Below are 24,558 nucleotides of genomic sequence, written 5' to 3' on the forward strand. Positions count from 1 at the left end.
TGGTTTACAAAAAGCTTGGAATAAAAATAATAGCTGAGGAAGCCACAGGATTTGATGATAATCCAGAAATTTTGTAGCATATTGGAAAGTGTTCCAGAAGAAATAAAATCAAAGATAGCAAAAGCCATTATAAAGCCAGAATTTTACTTCGCCGCGGATCTTTACAAGGAAGGAAAAAATAACTCTTGGAGAATTCTCAGAGATTTTAGGCTTGTCTTCGGATGATTTCAGCAAAAACTGTTGAATGCAGTTGGAATTAAACTGACATCGTGGATAAAAAAAGTAGATAATAGCTGATGTAAATGCAGGCTATCAAGTTATAATCCTAGAGCAGGAGGTTACAATTGGACATTGGAGAAGAACATAATAGGCTTCCGTTGATGCTAAAATCAGGTCAAAAAAATAAGGTTGAGATTCATTGTTTTTCTTCGTTATAGTCCAATAAAACGAACAAAAAAAAGTAGAATTACAGCCTTTATAAAGCATAAATGATCAGATACTATAGGATGTTTGAGTGGACATTTGAAAGTCTGAGGGTGTTTTTTGTATTGCCGGGGGCGTGGAGCTAAAAACCCCCGACACCGCAAAATTTTGTGTTCGTTGCGAAACACTTTAAAGCCAAAACCAGAAAATAGAATTACTGATATGACACCGGCATCTGGAACCAAAAAGCCTGCTTCTATGGGAGATAAAAAAATCAGAATGAAAGTCTTGAATGGTGTAAAGCTCACTGCATAGGAATACCACTAATCCTACTCATAGGACTGGTAATTCTAGTGCTAACCTTCTAAAGAATGCAACTAGGAATACTACTATTCCTAGTCATAAAATCAATCCTCCTTAAAGAACCAGACAGAAGGAACATATTCTGGAAAACATATTTCCTTTCAATACCACGTCCTGGAACGTTACATCTAATGGAACCAACGTAAATGTGGAGAAAGATACATAAAATGACCACAGCGTAGGAAATTATATGAGGATACGGCCAACCAAGACCTTAACCAACCTACTAAACCCCCCACTACCTCATTTAATTGAACAACCCTTGAAACAGTAGATCCTACAAATAATACGTCCAATATAACGGTTTTCGATAATAGTTATTCAGAGGATCTTAAAAAGCGTCTAACAAAGGCATACACGTATAACAGGAATATAAGCTACGATAAGTACACCAACGGGAACGTTCACTTTTTGTTGTATATGAAGTATAAGGTTATCCTAATAGGCTCTCCTCTTGAGGACACCCCTGTTGCCGAGGGGATTATAAAGTCTTTGAAATTGAAAAATAATCTCTCTGTAATGACAGGAATAGAAAAAATAGCCCCATCATAGTCTACTTGAAGAGTATTATCTCATCACAATTTGACAAAAAAATCAAGGGCTGGGACTCTACAATCGAAAAGGTCACCCACCCCAATCCCTTTAAAGTTAATGACCACGGTCTTACTTTGAAGAAGCCCTAAAATCGCTTTCAGATGAAGTTCGAAAAATTCTTAGACCTCTAAAGGTTGAAAAAAACCTTAGTAAACAGTCCTGGAGAGACAAAGTTCAAGGATAGCAGACAACAATTTTAGTATTCTCTTGCACGTTTTAATTTCCTATTTTTTAATTTGAACTTTTATGGTTTGTTTTTAATTGTTTTAGGGGGTTTTCATTTGGTCGTCTATCCCCATCAAAATCCGACCGAAGATTTTAATAACAATAAATTACTTTAACCCCTTTTAGCCTATAACCAACCCATGAAAACCTAATAACCACCTACCCCACCAAAATCATCTAAAAACTACTTTAGATTATCTTAGTTTCCTATTTTTTGATTTGGAGATGTCCTGTCAGTCGTCCACCTTTATAAATAAAGTGCATTACCAGGGGTCGACAAATTTATATACCTGAAAGAAGAAACCTCAGAACGAAACAGACAAATTAAAGGAAAAAACCGCCCTGTTAAAATCAGACCAAAATGGGATTGAAACATATTTGAGGTGGGTGAGGTAGTATACCTTGACAAGAGTTAAAATCAGACCAAAATGGGATTGAAACAAACCTTGAAACCCGAGGATGTGATCCCTCCGATCGTGTTAAAATCAGGCCAAAACGGGATTGAAATTCTATTACGATACTGTTTTTTGTTATTTTCACAGAGTTTGGACTAAAATTAACAGGAGAACAGAATCTAAAGGCTTTGAAGTTTTAGCAGAGCCAATTTATATTTGAATGCTTTAAATAATTTAGATTAGAGAGTATTGAGGGGGTTATACTTGAGGCTTAGAATAGAATTCAGATCAGACATAAGACCATTCAGGATTCCATATAATTATAATCATATTTTATCTGCGATTATTTATAGGAGAATAGCTGACCCAGACCTCGCAAGTGAACTCCATTCTGCTAACAACTTTAAATTTTTCACATTTTCCCAGTTGAACATACCACGAAGGAAATCATTTGAAAATTTCCTCCTATCAGAGGATGGTAAATTTTACTTTTTCATATCATCCAAACATAGAGCTCATCAAAAATCTTGTTGAAGGATTTATTGAAAAGCCTGAAATCGATTTTTTGAGAAGAAAAATCCACGTAGACTATTTTGAGTTCCTGGAGCCCCCTAAGATCAAAAGGAATATGAAATTCAAGACGATCTCCCCCATAATTATAAAAACAGTGAAAGAGGATAAAGGAGTCCTTAAACAGTGGAACTTGAACCCAAATGACATCAGATTTTATGAAAACATGCAAAAGAACCTTATAAGGGAGTATAAGGAATTTTATGGGGATTATGATGGTGATGAATACCTCAAAGTCGTCCCTACCCTAGTTCCATCAAGAGAAAAAGAATCATGATACCCAAGGAGGATATTGAAACATACCACAGAGCATATCATATGAAATCACAATCGAGGGAGATCCAAGATTCATAAAATTCGGATACGAGTGCGGGTTTGGTGAAAAAAACAGCATGGGCTTTGGGATGGTGACAAAAGCATGAAAATAAATCTATAGGAGGGGGATCAAAGCACGCGCCTCGAAGATGACATTACTTCACTGACAATACCCCCCACAAAAATGTGGAATAAAAGACCCTCGCAAATTCCCATCATTCTTTAAGGCAAGCTCTAGATCCCCCCATCTGCCACCCTATTTCTCTAGACACCCACCATCAAACAATCCATGTTCCTATGGGATCGTAGCTGACAATTGCCATAAAAAATTTAGAATCCCCACCTTATAGTATATTTGTACCCTGGTCCATAAACGCCTAGCATGCAAAAGAAATCTGAGAAGATTCTACCTAGAAGGTTATATTAGTTGTGATAGTATGTTTATAACAGAGATCATGTCAGAGGAGTGATCTGTTTGGGTAAAGTATCATCAAAGAAACTCTATGAATTTCGGAGGACCTTAGAAGAGCTTGCGAAAAAGAAAGGTAGGGGCACTGAACTCGTATCAGTGTATATACCACCTGATAGGCAGATAAGTGACGTGACTAAGCATATGAGGGAAGAATTAAGTCAAAGTGCTAATATTAAGAGTAAACAGACTAGGAAGAATGTTCAATCAGCAATAGAAGTTATAATGCAACGTTTGAAATTGTTCCCCAAACCACCAGAGAACGGTCTTGTGATGTTCGTTGGTATGATACCCCGTGGAGGACCAGGCACCGAAAAGATGGAAACATACGTTTTCGAACCGCCAGAGCCCATAAAAACCTATATATATCACTGTAATTCTGAATTTTACCTCGAACCCCTAAAGGAGATGCTAGAAGAGAAGGAAATCTATGGTCTAGCTGTTCTAGACCGTAAAGAGGCTACAATAGCACTCTTAAAGGGTAAGCGGATTGAAATCCTGAAAACCCTTACAAGTGGCGTTCCAGGAAAGCACAAGGCTGGAGGCCAGTCACAGCGGAGATTCGACCGCCTGATAGAACTGGCAGCACACGAATTCCTCAAAAGGATAGGAGATCATATGAACGAAGCCTTCCTATCAATACCCGACCTCAAGGGGATTATCATCGGGGGTCCGGGTCATACCAAGGAGGATTTCGTGAAAGGAGATTACCTACACCATGAGATTAAGAAAAAGATTATAACAACAGTTGACACATCCTATACCGGCGAATTCGGGATAAGGGAAGTTATAGACAAATCAATGGATGTTCTAACAGAAATTGATGTGATGAGGGAGAAAAAACTAGTCCAGAGGTTCCTCACCGAACTCATAAATGAAGAAGGACTGGCAGCCTATGGAGAAGAAGAAGTGCGAAATTATCTCCAAATGGGGGCTGTGGAAGTACTTTTATTATCAGAGGATCTCAGAGCAAAAAGAGCCACTTATCAGTGCCCATCCTGTAACTATAAAATGGATATAACCATAAAAAAGGAAGAATATAGGGAATGTCCCAAGTGTAATGATCAAATGAAAATAGTGGACTCCAGGGACCTCATTGACGATCTTGTGGAAATCGCCGAGACAGTAGGCTCCGAAGTGGAGATAATATCAACTGAGACAGAGGAAGGAATCCAACTTCTAAAAGCCTTTGGTGGTATCGGGGCGATCTTAAGGTACAGGCCATAACCCGGAGGATAAACCTCACCAGGGGGAAAGGGAGTGCATGGGATAATCCCCCCCATAGAGGCCTGCTAATAACCAACTTTTTTTTAGGGTTTTAGTCCCTTGGGATCCCCCCTACAATTTTTTTAGGTGGAGTATGCTCAAGTTCACCTTATCCAAGTCTCTTAACCTTTATAAGTGACGTGACAGGAACCCCATCAACCTTTGAAATGCCCTTTTTGTCTATGAGCACCGCCACTACAACTGGTGTTGCCTTCTGACCCTTCAATACCGTTACAGCTTCTTTTATCGTCCTGCCACTTGTTATCACATCATCTACTATGAGCACTCTCTTATTTTTAACCTTTGCAAAATTGCTGCTTATAGCCCCCCTGGCGTCTTTACCCTTCCTATGTTTTATGGGGTGGAAAACCGCTAATGATATGTCCTTTTTCAACTTTGAGACCATCTCATCGGCCATGAGGGTGGCGAATGGGATGCCGCTGATGGCTATTCCAACCACCACATCTATTTCCCCATATTCTAATGCAAGGTCGGCCATGGCAACTGAAACGTGTCTCATCCGAGTGGAGCTTCTGCCAAGGCTCTCCCAGTTTATGGCGAAATCTAATGGAGCTTCTTTTATAGATTTCACACTTGTCTGGAGTGTTAACCATCTCGCAGTGTCTTTTGAAACGTTTAACTCATCTGCGATTTCTCCCGTGGTGAAGCCCCTTTTTCGGAGTTCTTGGGCTTTTTTTATGAGTTTTTCTGTCATTTCACACACCTTTATAGGTCCCCGTTTAATGTTATGGGGCGATGTTCCCTCGCAGATCTTATAGCTGCAAGGGCTGTTCTAAGAGCGTATATTCCATCTTCTCCTGTTATTTCAGGTTCTTCATCATTTATGATTGACATGAGGAAGGATCTGATCTCGTTTTTTAATGGTTCTTCATGTTCTATTTGAACATTCTGGGCGAACTTACCATAAACGTCTATACTCTGATCTATGTAATCTATGTTTATTATCCCATCAGTGCCTGTTATGGCTAGTTTCCTCCTCTTATATGGGGTTAACCAGTTAACCTCTAGCATGCCTGTTATGCCACTTTCAAATTTTGCCATTATCTCTGCATGGTCCTCGAATTGGCATTTTTCGAGTATGCTCCCCATTGTCGCGTAGATTTCCCTTACTGGTTCGTTGAAGAGGTAGTGCGTCACATCAAGGTCATGGATTGCAAGGTCTATCGTCACTCCAACATCCTTTATCCTCGGTGGGAATGGTCCAACCCTCTTTGCTGATGCTGATACCACGTCACCGATAACATCATTTTCTATAAGTTCTTTTGCTTTTTTCACTGCTGGGTTGAATCTTTCAACGTGTCCTATGGCGAGTTTCACCCCCTTTTTCCGCGCGCTTTTAACCATATCCTCCGCTTCTTTTAAGGTGAATGCGATGGGCTTTTCTACGAGTACATGTTTTCCGTATTCGATGGCATCCATGGTCACCTGATAGTGGTGTGTTGTTGGCACGCAGATGCTCACGGCTTCTATCTCCGGTATTTTAAGGAGGTTCTCATAATCCAGGTAACCGCGGGCATCATACTTTTTTGAGACCTTTTGCAGTGTTTCCTCCATTATATCAGCTACTGCTATGAGGTTGGCTGTCTTGAGGCGGTGGTAAACTCTTGCATGATTGTAACCCATTGCCCCTACACCAATTACTCCTACATTTACCCTTCTCAAATGTAGTCCTCCATTTCATTCGCGACTCTTTCACCCAATTCTTGGGCTTTGTTGATGGGACCCTCCAATGTTACCTGGGATAATATATCCCCTTCTCTTGATAAAAGGATAGCATATAAGCATAGTTTTCTATTTTGTGCCCGGGCTATCACACCAAGGGGCCATTGACAACCGACTCCTAATTCCTTTAGGACGCTTTTTTCTGCTTTAACTTCCTGTTGTGACCTATAATGGTTCAGTTTTCTTATTAGGTTGAGGTTTGGGTTGTCTTTTCTTGTTATAATTGCTAGGGCTCCTTGGCCGGCGGGTGGGGTTATGTATTTGAGTGGGAATCTCCTCCTGATCTTCTCTTCTAATCCTAGGCGTTTTAGTCCGGCTTCTGCCATTATTGTCGCGTCTATTTTTCCTTCCATGACCTTTCTTATCCTTGTGTCTATGTTCCCACGTAGGGGTTCTAGTTTGAATTCTTTCTTGTAATGTCTGCAGAAGGCTTCTCTTCGGAGGCTGCTGGTGCCTATTCTTGAATTAGGTGGCAGTTCGTCCCAGTCAGCCCTTGATACTAATACTTCGTGGGGTGTTTCCCTTTCTGGTACTGCTGCTATTGTCAGGTCCTCGTCTATTTCTGTTGGAACGTCCTTTAGGCTGTGGACTGCAAGATCCACCCTTTCTTCTAGCACGGCATTGTCTAGTTCCCTTGTGAATATGCCCTTTCTGTCGATTTTATATAATTGTGAATCTTTTATTTTATCGCCACTTGTCTTTATTATAACCTTTTCTATCCTGGTTGGGCTTATCCTTGAAAGTTTGGCTATTATATCATCTGTCTGTTTTAGTGCGAGGCGACTTCCCCTTGTCCCTATCCGCAAGTTGATGATCCCCCCTATCTCTCCTGGATTTTAGAATATTCTGAACGGTAGATTAATATTATATGTTTTCTGGCGGTTGAAAGCGCATATTTAAGCGCATCTTCCCTCTTTTTAATGTAGGGGATTTTCTTTTGGAGTTTTTTTTGGATGTTTTTGCCTAGTTCTCCTGTTAATATAATCTTTCCCGTGAAATCTTCAAGTATGCTGGCGGTTTTGTCTTCATCTATCTCTTCACAGGTAATCCCATAATCTCCACCTAATATTATAATGGGGGTATTGAAATTTTGGGCCATCTTTAGGGTATATTTTATGGCCTCTGAATTTATACCAGGGTTTATCTCTTCTATTATTATCTTCCCATCAACGTGACGCCTAGAACTTCTACCCCTGACGCCTTTAAAGTTCCTGAGACCCTCCCGTATCCTCTTTATACTAATATTAAGGGTTAAGGCGGCTGATACTGCTGCTAATAGGTTGAGGAGGTAGTGTGGGCCCGGGGCGAAACTTTCAACGGTGAATATAGTATTATATTCCCTGTCTGTTATTGTTTTAAGACCGTTTACATGTACTTTTAGGCGGGTTTTTTCAAGGCCATAATCTATGTCTGTAGGATAGATGTTAGCATCTTTTTCTCTTATTGAGAATGTGTTCACGTTTTTAAATTGATTATAGTATTCCTTGTAGGCTGTGTGTTCGCAGCATGTTATTTTGCTTTTGAATATCTGGGATTTGGCCTTGCTCGCCTTTTCTTTTCCCCCTCTGATGGGGTAATCTTCTATTATGTTGGTTAGTATTCCCACGTCTGCGAGGCCTGTTCCCCCAAGGGATGTTTCGAATATGCACGCTTGGTAATCTAGGCCCCTGGCAAGTTCCACCGCTTCTATGATGCTTGCTGGTGTTATGCTGATATTCTCTTTAAGTTTTTTCGTGGATAAAAAAACTCCTAGGCTGCTGAGTATGAGGAGATTTTTTTCTCCCAGGATTTCTTTAAGCATCCATACGACGCTCGTTTTACCTTTAACTCCTGTAACCTCTATTATAGGGGTTTTAGCTAGTTTTTCATCCTTTGATAGGAGGAATTTCACTATTTCATGGTGTGTGTAGTCGACTTTTAGGTTGAGGGGGCAGTGGATTGGTGCTATTATTCTCAGATTATCTGATTCTGGGATTCTGTTAACGAGTTTTATCCCCTCTTCTGTGAGGATTTTTTTATTTTCCTCATTGAGGCTATTGTAGATGTCCCATGCAAATACCTTCCTACAATGTTCTCTGAGTGCGAGTGCTATTGTGACACCACCATGAGTAAGATCCACCACCAGTGCTTCCATTATTATACGACCCTATCACCTTCTGGGGGGTGTCATCATGTGGGGGTCTATGGTCGTCGGATACGATCCCCCCCTACTCCCTAGTGGGTGTTATACCCCCCTCGATTAGTTTTTCTCTAACCTTCTTGTAGAAGTCTTTACTCAACCTTACAAAGTAGGCCTTGTTCTTAGACTTTTGAAAAATCAGTTCTTCCATATAATTTATCTCTTCCTTGAATTGTCCATCAACCACTGCTATGGCCTTTTTACCCTTTTTTAATAATTTTATCCTGATTTTGCTCTCGTCAGATACTACTAGGGGCCTTGCACTTAATTTGAAAGGGCATATTGGGACTATTATGAATGCTTCTACTCTTGGGTCCACAATGGGGCCCCCAGCCGACATGGAGTATGCTGTGGAGCCGCTTGGAGTCGCCACTATTATCCCATCAGCTCTTAACTCCTCAACAACCTCATCATCGACTAATATTTGAATGTGTAACATCTTCGCCGGTTCTCTTGTCATCATAACAACTTCGTTGAGTGCTGATGGCAATCTACCATGATGGTAGACGTCCAATTGTGTTCGCTCCTCTATTATATAATTTCCCTCCAGGACCTCCCTAAGTTCCTGGAATACACTCTTGGGGTCGATCTCTGTTAAAAACCCGACCGTACCCATATTCACTCCGAGTAAGGGTATCCCCTTCCCCTCTATGAAGCTTTGGGTGCGTAGTATTGTCCCATCCCCTCCAATGGTCACGATAATGTCAACGTCCATTTCCTCTAAATCCTTTGCCAGGTCCTTGAATTCCGGGATTTTATCTGCTAGTGAAGTGTCAATGGATACCTCAACACCATTCTCTATTAAAAATTCAATGACCTTCCTTGCTAGTTCAATGGCCCTGGGAATGTCAAGGCGTGCCACCACACCCATACGCATTAGATAACCTCCAATGCTTTCATTATCTCCTGGTGTAATTGCCTGTTCCCAGCTGCTATAAGTGAAGTACGCTCCTTAACATTTAAGAGACCATTGAGGGGATCCCCCCTTTCGGTGGTGACTATACCCCCAGCTTCTTCGACTATTAACTTTGAAGCTGCTATGTCAACCACCCTCAGATTTCCTCGCAAGTCCATGAACGCATCATATGCGCCATTGGCAACATATGAAAGTTCCAATGCCACCGAGCCTAGTATTCTCATCCTACGGATAATACGACATATATTATCGATCTTGGGGAATTTAGTACCATAGATGAAGGCGCCCATTGAAGATTCTTCCAATGATTCCTGTCCGGATGGTTTTATCCTTTCATCATTTAAATATGCTCCATGTCCCCTCATGGCCTCGTAAATGTCATCAGTGGCGAAATTTTTAACAAAACCCATCTTCACATCATTTAATGAAGGTAGAACATCACTGGAATGGTATTCTGCGATTGCAATGGATATGCCATAGAATGGTATGTTCTTGATAGCGTTTGTAGTTCCATCAAGAGGATCCACAACGAATATTATCTGAGGCTCCGAATCTCCTTCTCCTATTTTTAGGTATCCTATCTCTTCGCTGATTAATGTGACCGGTCTCCCAGTATTTTCCAGAACATTTATGGTTTCATCCTCAGCTACAAGGTCTATTAGTTTTGTTGGCGTGCCATCAACGCCCATTTTTATTATTTCACCCGCTTCTTCTTTACCCACGAGGGGAGCTATGGCCTTTTGCACTTGTTCAGCCATTTTGAGCGCTATACTCCTCCAATAATAAATGTCAGATTTTTTCATTCCCACAACACCCAAGAGGATCCCTCATTATAAGTATACTAGCGCCGCTACTACAGCACCACATTCTTTGACTTTATGGTTTATTTCTTCTACTATTAAGTTCTTTATTTTTTCACCCCTCCTTCTCATCATATATTCAACCATAAAAATGGCATCCTCCCTTACAATCCTAGGATCCTTGTTTATCCCACTATTCTCAGCCACACACCCTATATTATCAGATAATGCAACTGCTATGGCAGCTGATATAAGATCCCCCCTGTTATCTGAGATGCTATGGGAGAGCACACAATTAACTGTTGAACCCACCTCGAAGGATGGTAATCCAACTACCCGTGCACTGGCAGGGATTATACTTGAAACCTTTATAAGGTTCACATCACCGATCCCAGCATCTAGAAGAGCATTATCAAAGGCATTTAACCTGGTAGGCCCTTCACTCCTTCCTGATGTAATTGAAACCTTCATACTCATCACTAACCTAAAATTGTGGGGTAAGTGGTAGGTTTTATATAGGGTTGGTAACACTAATAATATAAAAAAATCCTTTATCAGTTTTTTCATATTATCCTATCTAGGAGGTATAATAAGATGTCAAAGAAGGTAGTGGAAGTCAAAAATTTGAAGGTTGGAAAATACGTGATCATAGATGACGAACCATCAAAGATCATGAACATATCAACATCATCACCAGGAAAACATGGCTCCGCCAAGGCCCGTATAGAGGCTATAGGCATATTCGACAATCAGAAGAGGAGCATAGTAAAACCAGTTGATGCAAAGATAGAAATACCCATAATTGATAAAAGAACGGCCCAAGTATTGGCTATTATGGGTGATGACGTCCAATTAATGGACCTTGAAACCTATGAAACATTTGAGACACCCATCCCCGCAGATTTGAAGGATAAACTCGTTGAAGGGAGCGAGGTAGAATATATCACCACAATGGGTAAAAATAAACTTATGAGAGTTAAATGAAATGTTCCTATACTTGGAGGATTCCTCAAAATTTGCTTTTTCAAGGAGAGAATCCTTTAAAGAATTCTTATCATCCCAAGATGGGGAAGCCTTCGGGATGCTGGGCATCCCCTTCGATTCCACAGCAACCTACATGCCAGGGGCTAGATTCGGCCCCTCAGCCATCAGAGAAGCATCCTACAATTTTGAAGGGTATAATCTAACATTTAACAGGGAGCTTAAGGCTCCCATTTTCGATTTGGGTGATGTTAGCGTCGTGGCAGGAGACTTCAAAGAAACATCAAAGAGGATAATAGACACACTAACCAGACTCCTATCCCATGATCTTAAACCCCTAATACTTGGAGGAGAACATACAATAACCTACCCCATTTTAAAGACCATCCAATCCAGGGACAATCCCACTATTATCCATTTTGATGCCCACATGGACATGAGAGACCATTATAATGGAAAATTCACACATGCAACAGTAATGAGGAGAGTATACGAACTCGAACCTCAGGATATAATCATGATAGGCGTTAGATCCGCGTCCAGAGAAGAAATAGAATTCGTCAAGGAGCATGAGATTGAATATTACACCTCGCAGATGATCCAAGAGAATATAGAAGAGGTGACGAGCAAACTTAGAAGTATCAAAGACCCAGTATATGTAACAGTTGACATGGACGTCCTCGACCCCTCCCACGCCCCAATGGTAGGTAACCCAACCCCATGTGGACTTACACCATTCCATATGGAAAAATTCATTGAAACCATAAGCAGGAAAGATATAATGGGCGTTGATATAGTGGAGGTCACATCCCCAGTGAAGGGTGATCAGACCGGACTCAACGCTGCCAAGATCCTCCATGATCTACTATCCCTAAAATCATAAGAGGTGCACCCACATATGAACACCAGAGAAGTTGAACTTTCAGGTCATATAATTGACAGCCTAATCCTCCCCAAGGTCCTAGATGTGATAATGGATATGGGTGGAGACTTCAAGATACTTGAATTTGAGATCGGTAAAAGGAAGACAGATCCAAGCTATGCTAAAATACTCGTATCTGCTAAAACACCATCCCATTTAAACAAGATACTCGATGAATTAAGCGAGATAGGCGCATCAATAGCAGAGATAAAAGAAGTGGAACTCCGAGCAGCTGAAAAAGATAAAGTATTACCTGCTGGTTTTTACTCCACAACAAACCATCCCACCTTCATCTTCTATGAAGGAGAATGGAGACCAGTCCAGGACATTGAAATGGACTGTATGATAGTAGTAGACCCCAAGACAAAAACCGCAAAATGTAAACCAATAGGGGAAATAAAAAAAGGAGACCTAGTAGTCGTTGGAAGAGAAGGTATAAGAGTATCCCCACCAGAGAGGCCACGTGGCAAAAAGGGGATCTTTGAATTCATGGGGAGCGCCGTATCATCTGAAAAACCCCTCATCGCCACCATCAAGAGGATAGCATCCGAGATAACAAAAGTGAAAAATAATAAGGGTAAAATCGCCCTCGTAGCGGGACCGGCTGTAGTGCACACAGGATCGGCCCCCATAGTCGCCGAGATGATACGTGAAGGTTTTATTGACGTACTATTCGCAGGTAATGCCCTTGCAACCCACGATATCGAAAACGCCCTCTATGGCACATCCCTAGGCATCTGCGTCAAAACCGGCGAATCAGTAAGCAGAGGCCACCATCATCATATTTATGCCATAAACGAGATTAACAGGGCAGGTTCCATAAAGGCAGCAGTCAAAAAGGGCATACTAAAAGAGGGTATAATGTATGAATGCGTCAAGAATAACATCCCATTTGTACTTGCCGGGTCCATAAGGGATGACGGACCCCTCCCCGATGTTATAACAGATGTTGTTGAAGCCCAGAATGAAATGCGACGCTATATTAGAGAAGTTGACATGGTACTGATGATAGCTACCATGCTCCATTCAATAGCCGTGGGAAACCTCCTACCATCCCATGTTAAAAGCATATGCGTAGATATAAACCCCGCAGCAGTGACAAAACTCGCTGATCGGGGCAGCTCACAGGTTGTGGGTGTTGTAACAGATGTGGGGGCGTTCTTACCCATACTCTGGGAGGAAATCAAAAAGAACAAGTGATAAAATTGCTAAAAGGGAATATACTAAATGTCTTCACAGGAGACATATACCCCGCCGAGATCATCATCGAAGATGGTATAATCAAGATCGTAAGAAAAATAAAAGGAGATTTTGACGGAATCCTACTCCCAGGTTTCATAGACTCACATACACACATCGAAAGTTCATTAATGACACCATCATCCTTCGCAGAGGCCACCATACCCCACGGGACCACAGCAGTGATAAGCGACCCCCATGAAATAGCCAACGTAATGGGCCTTGAAGGGATAGAATTCATGATAGAAGACTCAAAGAGGGTCCCCTTAAAATTCTTTTTCACAGCACCATCATGCGTACCCGCAACAGAATTCGAAACAGCAGGTGCAAGGATAGGAGCCAACAAAATAAAAAACCTCCTTGAAAGGGATGAGATAGTAGCCCTGGGGGAGATGATGGATTTCCCAAGTGTCATAGCAGAAAACCCAGAGGCCATCAGGAAGATAAAAGCCGCGAAGAAAGCGTGCAAGCCCATAGATGGACATGCACCACTCCTATCAGGGGATGATCTTTGCAAGTATGTGGAGAAGGGGATATCAACCGATCACGAGTCCGTATACGCGGAAGAAGCCCTGGAAAAGAAGGAACTGGGAATGAAGATCATGATAAGGGAAGGTTCATCCGCGAAGAACCTCCAAGAACTTGCAAGCATCGGCGGGGACTTCCTAGTATCTGACGACATGGAACCCGGGGACCTCATCGAAGGCCATATGGACGCTATCCTCAGAAAGGCCATCGAATATGGTATAGATGAGGCAGAGGCTGTTCGGATGGTCACAATAAACCCCGCAGAACACTACTCATTAGATTGTGGTGCAATAGCCCCCGGAAGATCCGCTGATATAGTACTAGTTGATAATCTGAAAAATTTCACAGTAAAAAAAGTATTTATTAACGGCGAACTCGTTGCAAAGGATGGTGAAAAACTATTCAAAACCATGGGGGAGAAGAGAACACCACCCCAGGGGAAAATCAGGATAAAAGGCCTTAAATCATCTAGGTTGGAGATCCAAGCCCCCGGCGACAGGGCGCGAGTAAGGGTTATCAAAGTCTTTGAAGGACAAATTATAACTTCAGAATCCGTACATGAACTTCCAATCATAGATGGGATAATACAACCACTCCCAGAGGATGACATACTGAAAGCATCAGTAATAGACAGATACGGACATGGAAACATAGGAAACGGTTTTGTTAAAGGCTTCGGCATAAAAGAGGGCGCCCTAGCATCCACAATCGCCCACGATTCACATAATCTAATAGTTGTAGGCACATCCACCAATTATATGATGGAGGCCGTTGAGATTCTTAGAACGGGTGGCGGGCTTATCGCAGTAGCCCCTGACGAATATATGCATCTTAAACTGCCAGTTGCCGGTCTCATGTCCCATGAAAGGGTGAACATCCTCGCATGTAAAGCTAGACAACTTAACGATTTTGTAGCAGATATGGGATCAAGCCTCTCCAATCCCTTCATGACAATGTCCTTCTTATCGCTCCTTGTAATCCCACAATTGCGTTTAAGCGACAAAGGACTATTTAATGTTGAAGAACGTCGCTTTGTTGATCCAATTTTATCTTAACGAGTCTATTATCCTTCTCATAGCCAATTTTTCCCTGGATCCTCCCACCCTATCAACCACCCTCTTCATTTCTAATATACGATCAATGATATCTTCCTTATTCTCCACCCGGTTTATACGAGTATAATTTATCAGGGATTCTATAATCGCATATATGCTCCTGTTTAATGGTTCTTTGAAATTTTTACCCTTAAATATCCTTTTAACATCCGCTGTTATAATGAATAATTTAGATTCCCCGTACCGATCCTTTCTTTTAACACCCTTCACCCTTTTTGTAGTTGCTGTGAAAAATGACGAAGCACCCCTCAAAATCAAATATTCAGAATATGGTATAAAATACTCATCCCCAAGATCTCCTAGTGTGGCCTCTGTAAACAAGATGGGATCATCTGTGATATTAACCGTGAAATTACCAGTAGCTAATATATTAGAGAGGGTGTGGCTCCCCTCATAAAGGTACAATATAACCTCCCGGGGACCCTTACATATCACGCCAATGGGGGCCGCATTACCCACACCCTCAACATTTAGGGTTGTTACTATCGTCTCATATAATAGGCCCTTCTCCATTTTAAGGGACTTGAGGTTTTCCACTTCCTTGTAATCTCCTATATCCTCCACCCCACTTGTTATTTTACCACGAATCCTTCAATGTCAGCATTTATAACACAGTCAAAGTCGATTTTTTCATACCAGCCCGCTTTTCTGAACATGTCCATGAAACAGACGCCAATAACCTTCCCACCATCTTTTAGGGATTCATCTATCAATTTTTTAACATCTTCGATCTTGGCGCCTATCTTCGGCATTGAAAGACCCCCCAGGAGTACGAGGGCATCCACCTTATAAGGGTTCACATCTCCTAATTCAACACCATACTCAGTTAATACGAGTTCCCTGGCCTTCTCAAAGTCCGTGTTTGGGATGAAAATACCCTTCTTGTCCCTTGCAGCGTATGCGAAAAGTTCTGCGAAGGGCGTGCAAACACCTGGGACGCCAGCATACCCAATCGTCTCAACATCCGCGACCTCTTCCCTAAAAGCTGTTAGATTACCTTTTATGCCCCTAAATTCTTTAACCTTCTCCATTATATCCAACCTCCATCGCAAATTTATATCATCACAACTTATATAAGATTGTGGGATATGACTTTTTGGGGGGGATCGGATTAGAGATCGAAAATTTAAAAAAGGCCCTTGAGATGATCACTTCCTCAAGGGGATTTTATAGGCTCATCCCAGAGGTGAGAACAAATATAGTGATGGCGAAAGAAAATGCTAAGACAGTCAATGACGTGGCCGGGATCCCCGGGAGGATCACAGTCCATAAAAAGGATGTCTTCGCATGCAGAGAACCTGAATATGGGGCTTCTTCACATCTAGCACGTCTCATACTAGAGATAATGAAATATGATCCCACCCGAAGGAGTGGGATTAACATAAGATATGATAAGGCCATAATAGAATCCTGTGAAAGGATGGGCCTTAAAGTCTCATATTATGATAGGAGAAAAGAGCCGAGGGAGATCAAAGAAAAAGAAGGGGCCACCATACCATGGGGTGTTAAAGTCGCCATCAATAGGATAGGCAGAGTACCAGATGTAATATACCATAAGGGAGATTGGGGAAAAGAGCCCATGATAGTATTATTAGCAGCTGATGCCGTTGAAGCTGCTAGAATAGCCATAAAAATAGGGGATGAATATGAGGTATGAGATGTACCATGAAATCCTTCAACAACCACAATCAATAAGGGAAACATTAAAAAGAGAAAAATCCCACATGGATGAAATCTCCAATGAAATAAGGGAACACGATAAAATATACCTTATAGGGTGTGGAAGCTCCCTTTCAACATGCTATTCAGCACGTGACGCCATCAACATCCATTATGATATGGATATAGGTATATTCACAGGCTATGAATTTCTTTACCACAAAAAAATCCAAGATAAAGATTCTATCATAATATTAACTTCACAGTCCGGTGAAACAGCCGATACCCTCGCAGCATTGCGGAAAGCAAAAAAATACAACCTAAAGACCATAACAATAACCAATGAGGGTGCCAGTACCATGGCCAGGGAATCAGATGAGACAATATTAACCCATTGCCAACGGGAGAATGCAATAGTAGCGACAAAAACATACATAAACCAACTACTCTGCCTATATTACATCCTCTTCGGAGTTTATGATGATGAACTTTCAAAAAATATACTCAAAGACCTTGAGAAGTTGCCAGGCGTCACCGATAAGCTTATAAATGAGACAGAGGAGGAGAACAGGCTCCTTGCATTTGAGTTCAAGGATGATGATATATTTTATTGTATGGGGAGCGGTCCGAATTATGGTCTTGCCTATAAACTCGCAATGACCATGTTCATGGAAGGAGCGCTTAAACACGCCTGTCCACTTTATTCAGGAGAATTTAGACACGGGTTGATTGAAAAAGTTGAAGAGGGCATCCCAGTAGTATTCTTAGACGCCGATCTTCCAGGTGATGTTCTAACTAGGAAATGCATCGAATTCTGCGAAAAAATCAATGCAAAGAATATAATCTTCTCAATGAAGGACTACAGTAACCTTAACAGGCTATTATCACCGTTCATATTAGTCATACCACTTGAATGGTTCATATACTATCTTGCATCCTATAACAACAAGGATCCTGGAAGCACAAGACATATCGGGAAAGTAAGATACTAAGAGTATAAAATAGAAAAAAGTGTGTTATTCTACTTTAATGGTTTGTTTCTTTTTAACTTCCACCTTTGGAAGTTCTACCGTTAAAACACCATCTTCGAATGTTGCCTTGGCCTCGTCCACTTTTATCTTAGCTGGTAAACTCAATTCTCTCCTTGCTTCACCATATCTGCGCTCTTTTTTCACGTAATTGGCTCCTTCCACTTCTACTTCTTCTTTGAAATTTGCTGTTATAGTGATACTATCCTCTGTTAATTCTATATTTATATCCTCCTTTTTAACCCCTGGAAGATCAGTTTTTATAATCAGTTTATCATCGGTTTCTATAAGGTCAAGGGTTGGTTTCTCTGGTAGAACTTCTGTATACTCTGATATTTTCTTCTCGAATTCCTTCTGCATTTCTCTCATACTATTTATCATATCTTCTATCATCTTCTCAACCATTAATCTTCTTTTTTCCAGCATGCCGAAAGGTTTTTCTAATTTTCTTTTCATGCAGACCCTCCAATCTTTTTATTAATCTAGAGACCCCCTCATCTTCTAAAGCAGAGATTAGTATAGGATCCTCAACCTTTATAGTATATTTTTTGATATACTTAATATTTTCTATGAGATCCATCTTGTTAAACACACAAATGAATGGTATCCCAAATATCCTTTTTAAGTCCTTGAAGAGATTATATTGACCCTCCATAGGATAACCGCAGGTTTCGGATGCGTCAAAGATGAATAATATGATGTCAGCCAAATTTTCCAGGGCAACCATGGCCTTTAATTCTATGTTGTTCATTTGATCGATTGGCCGATCTAAAAGTCCGGGGGTATCTATGACCTGGATTTTGTTCCATTTCGTTTCAAGGTAGCCTATCTGGATCCCCTTTGTGGTGAATGGGTACTCTGCAACTTTTGGCTTAGCACCTGTTAATCTTCGCAGTACTGTTGATTTTCCAACATTCGGGAATCCTGCGATAACTACAGTGAAGGCATCAAAATCTACTGTGGGCATATTTTTTAACTTGTTCCTTGTAAAATCCAGGAAATCTAAATCCTCCCCAATTTTCTTTATAACGGATGATATTCTACCATATGCTTCTCTCCGGATAGATGACGCTAATGAAGGCCTAGATCTCCTTATACGCTTCCTGTATTCCCTTTCAAGTTGGCTGATTATCCCAGCAGCCCAGTTAATAGCACCTAATGACTTCTTCAAGGGGTCTATCCCTACTGTTACGTCAATGTAATCCTGGTAAAATTCTGGCAAGCTTTCAATGTCGGGTGTGCGTTCTATTATCAATTTTAGTTTGTCCTTGATAATGTTACAGGCCGTTTGGATCCTTATAATTTCTATTGTTTTAGCCTTTTTTTGACTTGGTATTCTTGATGTGCGGGCGGCTGAGGCGGCTTTCCTCGCCCTACTAAAGGCCTTGTTTAGGAGTTCTTCACTTGTTGGGATTGGTGGTAGTTTCATGATCTTTCACTTAATTCTTTTTCTTGGAATATTTGGGCTTGGAACTTGTAGACCCTTGTATCCTGGTCATACCAACAGTCTGGTGGCAAGCCCGCCTTTAAGCATGTGTTACAGAGGAATTCTTCTTCGTCAAAACCCCACTCGACAGCAACCTGAGGTAATAATAGTCCCTTGTAGGGTCCTTTTTCGATGATGAGCCCATCTACTCCCACTTTTATCCTCTCAGGGTATTCTCTAGGATCTTTCACTTTTATGGGTTCTGGTTTTGTGAGTACACTTACTTCTATTTGAATTTCCTCGAATTCCTCCAATGTCACCGGGCGGAACCTTGGATCAGATGTTGCCGATGCTACCGCGGCTTCTATAACACCCTCTATTAGTGGTTTTATCGGCTCAGGAAAGCCTATACAACCTCTAAGATCCCCGTTTTTGTTTAATGTTACGAACACTCCCATCTTCTCCCTTAGATGGGATGGGACCCTTGGAGGATCCATTATCCTACCCTCTTCCAGGTATGTTCTTATGGCTTTTCTGGCAACCTTTATAAGTAATCTGCCATCCTCCTTTGAAAGCATCTATTATCACCTGAAACTTTCCTTTATCCGCTCCCACCCACCATCACTTCTTTGACTCGGAGATGGGGTCCCCCATCACCTACAGGTACTGTCTGTCCAGCTTTACCACAGAATCCAATATTCATTTTAAAATCCGATCCTATGGCATCAACTCCTTTAAGGGTTTCTGTAATATCCCCTGATAGTGAAACGTCCCTGAGGGGTTCTTTTATCTCCCCATCTTCTATTAGGAAGGATTCAGCCGCATTGAACTGGAATATGCCCTTGCCTGTGTCCACTTGGCCTCCCCGCGAACCCTTAAGGTATATCCCATATTTAATGTCCTCGATCATCTCCTCAAAATCCCAGTCCCTAGGTTCTAGGTAAGTGTTGCTCATCCTCACAATAGGGTTTTCGCTTATCATTGAACGTGCATTACCTGTTGGTCCAAGGCCCAGTCTTTGGGCTGTCTCCCTTGAAGTTAAATAGGATCTTAGGATACCATCTTCCACGAGGATTGTGGGTGATGCTTTCACGCCCTCCGCATCGTAGTGGTAATGTCCAAAAGCGTCCATGGTAGGATCATCCACTATCCTTACATTCTTTGCTCCTATCCTTTCACCGAGACGATCTTTAAGTATTGAATCATCCTGGAGTACAAGGTCCGCCTCTGTCGCATGCCCCAATGCTTCATGTATAAGGACTCCGGTAAGCTTAGGGTCTGTTAGGATGGTGAATTTACCTGAGGGTGGGCTGTGGGCCGATAATAGTCTAACAGCTTTTTCGCCGGTTTCTCTACCCACCCTTTCAAGGTCCTCTCCTTCAAGTATCTCGAAGCCGTGGCATCCCCCAATACTATCATGTCCCATCTGGATTTGCAAACCATCAGAAGCTACTGTATTTAAGAATAGGGCTACCCTTACCTCCCCTGATTCTATAGATGATCCCTCAGAATTGAAGAAGATGGTTTTTGTTTCGGTGTCCACATAACTTATACTGGTACTTATGACCTTGTCTATGGAGGCTGCCTTGTGTATGTCTAGGAGTGTTCTTTTTTTATCCTCGACAGGCACGGTGGAGGGTGGTATTCTAGCCTCAGGGCCTATGCTATCAACTACTGGCGGATATGGTGCCATCTCAACATCCCCACCCACCCTCTTTGATAATCTAAGGGCCTTTTCGGCTATTTCATCAACCTTCGACGGGTTAGAAGTATAAGCCAGACCCCATGAACCCCTACTAAGGACCCTGACACGTATACCAGTGTCGTGGCCTGTTTTAATCTCCTGTATTTTACCATCCTTCATAAGAAGAGAATTGCTCGTGGATTCTCCCATCTTTATATCAGCGTAATCTGCTTTCTCTCCAAGCCAATGGATTGTTTTTTCAAAGACATTAATGTCCATTTTATCAACCCTTTAAATGCTCCTTTTACTACTCCCATTAATGGAGGTTAAATACAGTATCTAGTGGCTAGATAAATGTGACAACTTGGGAGATTCTCCATTTTCTCTTTTTTGGTGAGCTAGGATAATGTGACAACTTGGGGTGGACTGTTAGATTCCTAAAGTTTGAAACAAGACATCTCCAGAGATTCTTGAAGGTTTATATTAGGGTGCCCTCCAGTTATGGGGTGGATGGATAATTTTTATAGGACTAATTATATAATTACACAGACATAAACCCTATCTTTACTGGGGGATGTGATATTTTGAAGACCATCAATGAGATAAACCAGAAGATCAAGGATGGGGATGCTGTTGTGGTCACAGCATCTGAAATGACAGAGATAGTAGCCGAAAAAGGGCCTAGAGAGGCATCCCGTGAAGTAGATGTTGTAACAACCGGTACATTCGGTGCTATGTGTTCATCAGGGGCTTTTTTAAATTTTGGCCATTCTGATCCTCCCATTAAAATGTCTAGAACTTATCTTAATGGTGTTGAAGCTTATTCAGGTCTTGCAGCAGTGGACGCATATATAGGCGCGGCACAACCCAACAAAGACCCCGAAATCGGATTGGACTATGGTGGAGCGCATGTCATAGAAGATCTTATAAAAGGTGAGGAAATAGAATTAGTAGCCGACGCATATGGGACAGACTGTTACCCACTAAAGCATGTTGAAACCTTAATAACCTTGGATAAGCTCAACCAGGCTATAATGGTTAATCCACGTAACTGTTATCAAAATTATGCTGTTGCAGTTAATTCAACCGATGAGACACTATATACCTACATGGGCACACTTTTACCCAATTATGGTAATGTAACCTATTCAAGTGCAGGAGAACTCAGCCCACTCATAAACGACCCCTACTTCCAGACCATCGGCTTCGGTACAAGAGTTTTCCTATGCGGAACAGAAGGCTACATCGTCGGTGAAGGCACACAACATTCAACCGAAGTCGAAAGAAAGCACGGTGTACCCACAACCTCTGCAGGCACATTAATGCTAAAGGGTGACATGAAAAAAATGGACCCAGAATTTCTAAGGGCGGCTACAATGCCAAACTATGGGCCAACCCTCTATGTTGGAGTCGGCATACCCATACCAATATTAAATGAGGATATAGCAGCATCCACCGGGATAAGCGACGAGGAAATCACATGCAAGGTTGTCGACTATGGAGTGCCGCGCAGAAAAAGGCCAGTAGTCAAAGAAACAAATTATAAAGAGCTTAAAAGTGGTAAAATTGAGATAAATGGCATGGAAGTTCCCACTTCACCATTATCATCATTAAAAAAAGCCATGAAAATAGCAGAAGAACTTAAAAAATTGATAGAAAAAAGCGAATTCCTACTCACCTCACCAATCTACAGACTACCATCAAGAGGTTACACCCTAAAGCCCCTCGAAATCAGAAAACCATCAATACTTGTCCGGGAATTAGAAAGTAAACCAGTAATAGTCACACACCCCGATGAGGATATTAAGAATGTTGCAAGAAAACTCGTTGAAAACAACATTAACCATATCCCCGTTGTTGACGAAAAAGGGATACTCCAAGGGATCGTTACATCATGGGATATAGCTGATGCAGTTGCAAAGGGAAAAACCAGCCTAAGGGATGTTATGACAAAGAAGGTTATAATCGCCAGGGAAGACGAACCCGTAGAAGTAGTCGCACGTAGAATAGACAAATATGACATTTCAGGTTTGCCAATAGTTGATTCAGACAACAAAGTCAAGGGTATAATAACAGCAGAGGATATATCAAGGCTCGTGGGAAAGAAGATAAATAAAGGGGGCAAATCCATATGAAAGCATGGCTCAGATTCCTACCAAACATCATAGGCAAAGCCATAATCTCAAAGGCGATAAAAAAATATGACATCGAATTCAACATACTAAGAGCACACATAACACCCCGCGGGGGTGAAATGTTAGTCGAGATAAGCGGCCCCGAAGAAAAGGAGAGTATAAAGTTTATAGAAGAACAGGGTATAGAAGTAAAACCCATAATAAAGGTTGTTAAAAAGGATAAGGATAAATGCATAGACTGTGGAGCATGCATATCACTTTGCCCAGTAAAAGCCATCAACATGGAAGAAGACTGGACAGTAGAAATAGACGACCAAATTTGTATAGGTTGTGGCTTCTGCGCCAAATCCTGTCCTACAAAGTCCATAATCCTATTCGAATAAAGTGATTTTATGGTTATAGTCGTTGGTTCAGGGGCTGGTGGCGCCACCATCGCAAGAGAACTTGCAAAAAATAACATTAACGTCACCATACTAGAAAAGGGGCCGCTTGTACCCTCAAAGCACGCGTTTAAATGCTATGACCCCCCACCCAAGGGCGTGGATCTTCTTAAAACTTCATGCGTAGGCGGCTCAACCCTTGTAGCGACAGGAAACGCCGTCAGAGTCCTTGAAGATGATCTGAAGGATTATGGTATAAATATTACAAGGGAACTTGACGAGATAGAAAAAGAACTTAACGTGAAACCCCTCCCAAGAACACATATAGGGGATGGGACAAAACTTATAATAGACAGTGCACGATCACTTGGCCTGCCCATAAGGAGAATGCCAAAATTCATAAACCCCGAAGAATGTAAACCCTGTGGGAAATGCGCCTTCGGCTGCCCAAGGGACGCTAAATGGTCCGCCAAGAAATTCATAGAAGATGCCATAAGATGGGGTGCTGAACTCATCCCCGAGACCGAAGCGAAAAAGCTCATCATAGAAGACAATAAGATAAAAGGGGTTAAAACCTCAAATGGGCCATTATATGATGAAATAGTGGTCCTCGCCGCGGGGGCGGTTGGAACCCCAAGGCTACTCCTAAGATCTGGCGTAAATGCAGGGGAAACATTCTTCATGGACACATTCATAACAATAGGGGGCATACTAGAAGGTATCCGATTCAATGAAGAAGTGCAGATGAACGCCATAATTGAAATGGAAAATTTCATATTAGCACCACATTTCGCCACGCTCATCGCAAAAGAACTTAAAAGGAAAGACTATAAAAAAGAGGACATCATAGGACTAATGGTTAAAATCGCCGATGAAAACAATGGTAAGGTTAAACTGGATAGGATCATAAAAGAGAACACCCCAGATGATATAAAATTACTCGCAAGGGGATCAGCCATCGCAGGTTCCATACTCTCAAATATTGGTGTGGAAACAGCCACTATACTTTCAACCCATCCAAGAGGCGCCCACCCCGGGGGCACCGCACCCATAGGTGAAGTAGTGGATGAAAACCTTGAAACAAAGATAAGAGGACTCTATATTGCAGATGCAAGCGTACTCCCAAAGGCCCCAGGCGCCCCACCCATACTCACCATCATGGCCCTCGCACTCAAACTCGCCAGACACATACTAAAGGAGTGA

General features: G+C 41.7%; 28 protein-coding genes. 15 read left to right on the plus strand and 13 right to left on the minus strand.

The annotated features are described in order from the left end of the window. Nucleotides 1-54 precede the first annotated feature (54 nt). The 6 genes from MTTB_RS02600 to prf1 all read left to right on the plus strand — a co-directional run bounded on the left by MTTB_RS02600 (nt 55) and on the right by prf1 (nt 4,581). Complete coding sequence (locus MTTB_RS02600) at nt 55-225, plus strand: hypothetical protein (protein WP_248564962.1); 171 nt, start codon at nt 55-57, stop codon at nt 223-225. 569 nt (nt 226-794) lie between these two features. After that, nucleotides 795-932 carry a hypothetical protein gene (locus MTTB_RS02605; protein ID WP_248564963.1) on the plus strand — a complete coding sequence of 46 codons (138 nt, stop codon included), beginning with the start codon at nt 795-797 and terminating at the stop codon, nt 930-932. Nucleotides 933-2,264: 1,332 nt separating this feature from the next. Then, nucleotides 2,265-2,534 (plus strand): hypothetical protein, encoded by a 270-nt coding sequence (locus MTTB_RS02610; RefSeq protein ID WP_248564964.1) that lies wholly within the window; start codon nt 2,265-2,267, stop codon nt 2,532-2,534. After that, entirely contained in the window at nt 2,476-2,847 is a 372-nt protein-coding gene (gene cas6 / locus MTTB_RS02615) for a CRISPR-associated endoribonuclease Cas6 (protein ID WP_282570376.1), read from the plus strand. Before MTTB_RS02610 ends, cas6 begins: the two co-directional genes overlap by 59 nt. 73 nt (nt 2,848-2,920) lie before the next feature. Further along, nucleotides 2,921-2,992, plus strand: coding sequence for a CRISPR-associated endoribonuclease Cas6 (locus MTTB_RS08340; protein WP_282570390.1), 72 nt, complete (start codon nt 2,921-2,923; stop codon nt 2,990-2,992). Between the two features lie 368 nt (nt 2,993-3,360). Beyond that, nucleotides 3,361-4,581 carry a peptide chain release factor aRF-1 gene (gene prf1 / locus MTTB_RS02620; RefSeq protein ID WP_248564965.1) on the plus strand — a complete coding sequence of 407 codons (1,221 nt, stop codon included), beginning with the start codon at nt 3,361-3,363 and terminating at the stop codon, nt 4,579-4,581. Between the two features lie 148 nt (nt 4,582-4,729). Here prf1 and MTTB_RS02625 read toward each other — a convergent pair whose 3' ends face one another. The 7 genes from MTTB_RS02625 to MTTB_RS02655 all read right to left on the minus strand — a co-directional run bounded on the left by MTTB_RS02625 (nt 4,730) and on the right by MTTB_RS02655 (nt 10,729). Next, nucleotides 4,730-5,335, minus strand: a complete 606-nt coding sequence (locus MTTB_RS02625; RefSeq protein ID WP_248564966.1) for an orotate phosphoribosyltransferase-like protein — start codon at nt 5,333-5,335, stop codon at nt 4,730-4,732. 11 nt (nt 5,336-5,346) lie between these two features. Continuing rightward, nucleotides 5,347-6,303 carry a Gfo/Idh/MocA family protein gene (locus MTTB_RS02630; RefSeq protein ID WP_248564967.1) on the minus strand — a complete coding sequence of 319 codons (957 nt, stop codon included), beginning with the start codon at nt 6,301-6,303 and terminating at the stop codon, nt 5,347-5,349. Continuing rightward, complete coding sequence (gene hemC / locus MTTB_RS02635; RefSeq protein ID WP_248564968.1) at nt 6,300-7,169, minus strand: hydroxymethylbilane synthase; 870 nt, start codon at nt 7,167-7,169, stop codon at nt 6,300-6,302. The genes MTTB_RS02630 and hemC overlap by 4 nt, the downstream gene beginning before the upstream one ends. 14 nt (nt 7,170-7,183) lie before the next feature. Continuing rightward, nucleotides 7,184-8,497 (minus strand): coenzyme F430 synthase, encoded by a 1,314-nt coding sequence (cfbE, locus tag MTTB_RS02640; RefSeq protein WP_248564969.1) that lies wholly within the window; start codon nt 8,495-8,497, stop codon nt 7,184-7,186. A gap of 73 nt (nt 8,498-8,570) precedes the next feature. Further along, the gene (locus tag MTTB_RS02645; protein WP_248564970.1) at nt 8,571-9,419 is read right to left on the minus strand and encodes an NAD(+) kinase; all 849 of its coding nucleotides are present in this window, start codon (nt 9,417-9,419) and stop codon (nt 8,571-8,573) included. Then, nucleotides 9,419-10,261: a bifunctional fructose-bisphosphatase/inositol-phosphate phosphatase gene (locus tag MTTB_RS02650; RefSeq protein ID WP_248564971.1), complete on the minus strand. Its 843-nt coding sequence runs from the start codon at nt 10,259-10,261 to the stop codon at nt 9,419-9,421. Before MTTB_RS02650 ends, MTTB_RS02645 begins: the two co-directional genes overlap by 1 nt. Before the next feature lie 27 nt (nt 10,262-10,288). Next, complete coding sequence (locus MTTB_RS02655) at nt 10,289-10,729, minus strand: pyruvoyl-dependent arginine decarboxylase (protein ID WP_248564972.1); 441 nt, start codon at nt 10,727-10,729, stop codon at nt 10,289-10,291. A 123-nt stretch (nt 10,730-10,852) separates the two neighbouring features. Between MTTB_RS02655 and MTTB_RS02660 the strand changes: the two genes are divergently transcribed. The 4 genes from MTTB_RS02660 to ade are packed head-to-tail and all read left to right on the plus strand — an operon-like array spanning nt 10,853 to nt 14,983. Next, nucleotides 10,853-11,242, plus strand: coding sequence for a translation initiation factor IF-5A (locus tag MTTB_RS02660; RefSeq protein ID WP_248564973.1), 390 nt, complete (start codon nt 10,853-10,855; stop codon nt 11,240-11,242). 1 nt (nt 11,243) lies between these two features. Next, a complete protein-coding gene (speB, locus tag MTTB_RS02665) occupies nt 11,244-12,122 on the plus strand; it encodes an agmatinase (protein WP_248564974.1) in 879 nt (292 codons plus the stop codon). Between the two features lie 15 nt (nt 12,123-12,137). After that, entirely contained in the window at nt 12,138-13,361 is a 1,224-nt protein-coding gene (locus MTTB_RS02670; RefSeq protein WP_248564975.1) for an ornithine cyclodeaminase, nickel-pincer nucleotide-dependent, read from the plus strand. Continuing rightward, entirely contained in the window at nt 13,358-14,983 is a 1,626-nt protein-coding gene (ade, locus tag MTTB_RS02675) for an adenine deaminase (RefSeq protein ID WP_345894011.1), read from the plus strand. Before MTTB_RS02670 ends, ade begins: the two co-directional genes overlap by 4 nt. Here ade and MTTB_RS02680 read toward each other — a convergent pair. Continuing rightward, the gene (locus tag MTTB_RS02680) at nt 14,975-15,607 is read right to left on the minus strand and encodes a DUF447 domain-containing protein (RefSeq protein WP_248564977.1); all 633 of its coding nucleotides are present in this window, start codon (nt 15,605-15,607) and stop codon (nt 14,975-14,977) included. The genes ade and MTTB_RS02680 overlap by 9 nt on opposite strands. A gap of 8 nt (nt 15,608-15,615) precedes the next feature. Continuing rightward, nucleotides 15,616-16,074 (minus strand): DUF2124 domain-containing protein, encoded by a 459-nt coding sequence (locus MTTB_RS02685; RefSeq protein ID WP_248564978.1) that lies wholly within the window; start codon nt 16,072-16,074, stop codon nt 15,616-15,618. Nucleotides 16,075-16,124: 50 nt separating this feature from the next. Here MTTB_RS02685 and MTTB_RS02690 point away from each other — a divergent pair, with 50 nt between their 5' ends. Continuing rightward, nucleotides 16,125-16,700 (plus strand): thiamine-phosphate synthase family protein, encoded by a 576-nt coding sequence (locus MTTB_RS02690; RefSeq protein ID WP_282570377.1) that lies wholly within the window; start codon nt 16,125-16,127, stop codon nt 16,698-16,700. Then, a complete protein-coding gene (locus MTTB_RS02695; RefSeq protein ID WP_248564979.1) occupies nt 16,690-17,694 on the plus strand; it encodes an SIS domain-containing protein in 1,005 nt (334 codons plus the stop codon). Before MTTB_RS02690 ends, MTTB_RS02695 begins: the two co-directional genes overlap by 11 nt. A 24-nt stretch (nt 17,695-17,718) precedes the next feature. Here the strand turns inward: MTTB_RS02695 and MTTB_RS02700 are convergent, their stop codons facing one another. From MTTB_RS02700 to MTTB_RS02715, 4 genes are read right to left on the minus strand one after another with little or no spacing between them, the layout of a single operon-like run. Continuing rightward, nucleotides 17,719-18,186 carry an Hsp20/alpha crystallin family protein gene (locus tag MTTB_RS02700; RefSeq protein WP_248564980.1) on the minus strand — a complete coding sequence of 156 codons (468 nt, stop codon included), beginning with the start codon at nt 18,184-18,186 and terminating at the stop codon, nt 17,719-17,721. Beyond that, nucleotides 18,128-19,159 carry an NOG1 family protein gene (locus MTTB_RS02705; RefSeq protein WP_248564981.1) on the minus strand — a complete coding sequence of 344 codons (1,032 nt, stop codon included), beginning with the start codon at nt 19,157-19,159 and terminating at the stop codon, nt 18,128-18,130. Before MTTB_RS02705 ends, MTTB_RS02700 begins: the two co-directional genes overlap by 59 nt. Continuing rightward, on the minus strand, nt 19,156-19,734 hold the full coding sequence (locus tag MTTB_RS02710; RefSeq protein WP_248564982.1) for a TIGR00296 family protein: 579 nt from the start codon (nt 19,732-19,734) through the stop codon (nt 19,156-19,158). The genes MTTB_RS02705 and MTTB_RS02710 overlap by 4 nt, the downstream gene beginning before the upstream one ends. A 23-nt stretch (nt 19,735-19,757) precedes the next feature. After that, nucleotides 19,758-21,119: a TldD/PmbA family protein gene (locus MTTB_RS02715; protein ID WP_248564983.1), complete on the minus strand. Its 1,362-nt coding sequence runs from the start codon at nt 21,117-21,119 to the stop codon at nt 19,758-19,760. Nucleotides 21,120-21,424: 305 nt separating this feature from the next. Between MTTB_RS02715 and MTTB_RS02720 the strand changes: the two genes are divergently transcribed. The 3 genes from MTTB_RS02720 to MTTB_RS02730 are packed head-to-tail and all read left to right on the plus strand — an operon-like array spanning nt 21,425 to nt 24,558. Then, nucleotides 21,425-22,975, plus strand: coding sequence for a homocysteine biosynthesis protein (locus MTTB_RS02720; protein ID WP_248564984.1), 1,551 nt, complete (start codon nt 21,425-21,427; stop codon nt 22,973-22,975). After that, the gene (locus MTTB_RS02725) at nt 22,972-23,358 is read left to right on the plus strand and encodes a 4Fe-4S binding protein (protein ID WP_248564985.1); all 387 of its coding nucleotides are present in this window, start codon (nt 22,972-22,974) and stop codon (nt 23,356-23,358) included. Before MTTB_RS02720 ends, MTTB_RS02725 begins: the two co-directional genes overlap by 4 nt. Before the next feature lie 9 nt (nt 23,359-23,367). Next, a complete protein-coding gene (locus tag MTTB_RS02730) occupies nt 23,368-24,558 on the plus strand; it encodes an FAD-dependent oxidoreductase (protein WP_248564986.1) in 1,191 nt (396 codons plus the stop codon).

Origin of the sequence: Methanothermobacter tenebrarum, from assembly GCF_023167465.1 — an archaeon.
GTDB lineage: Archaea > Methanobacteriota > Methanobacteria > Methanobacteriales > DSM-23052 > Methanothermobacter_A > Methanothermobacter_A tenebrarum.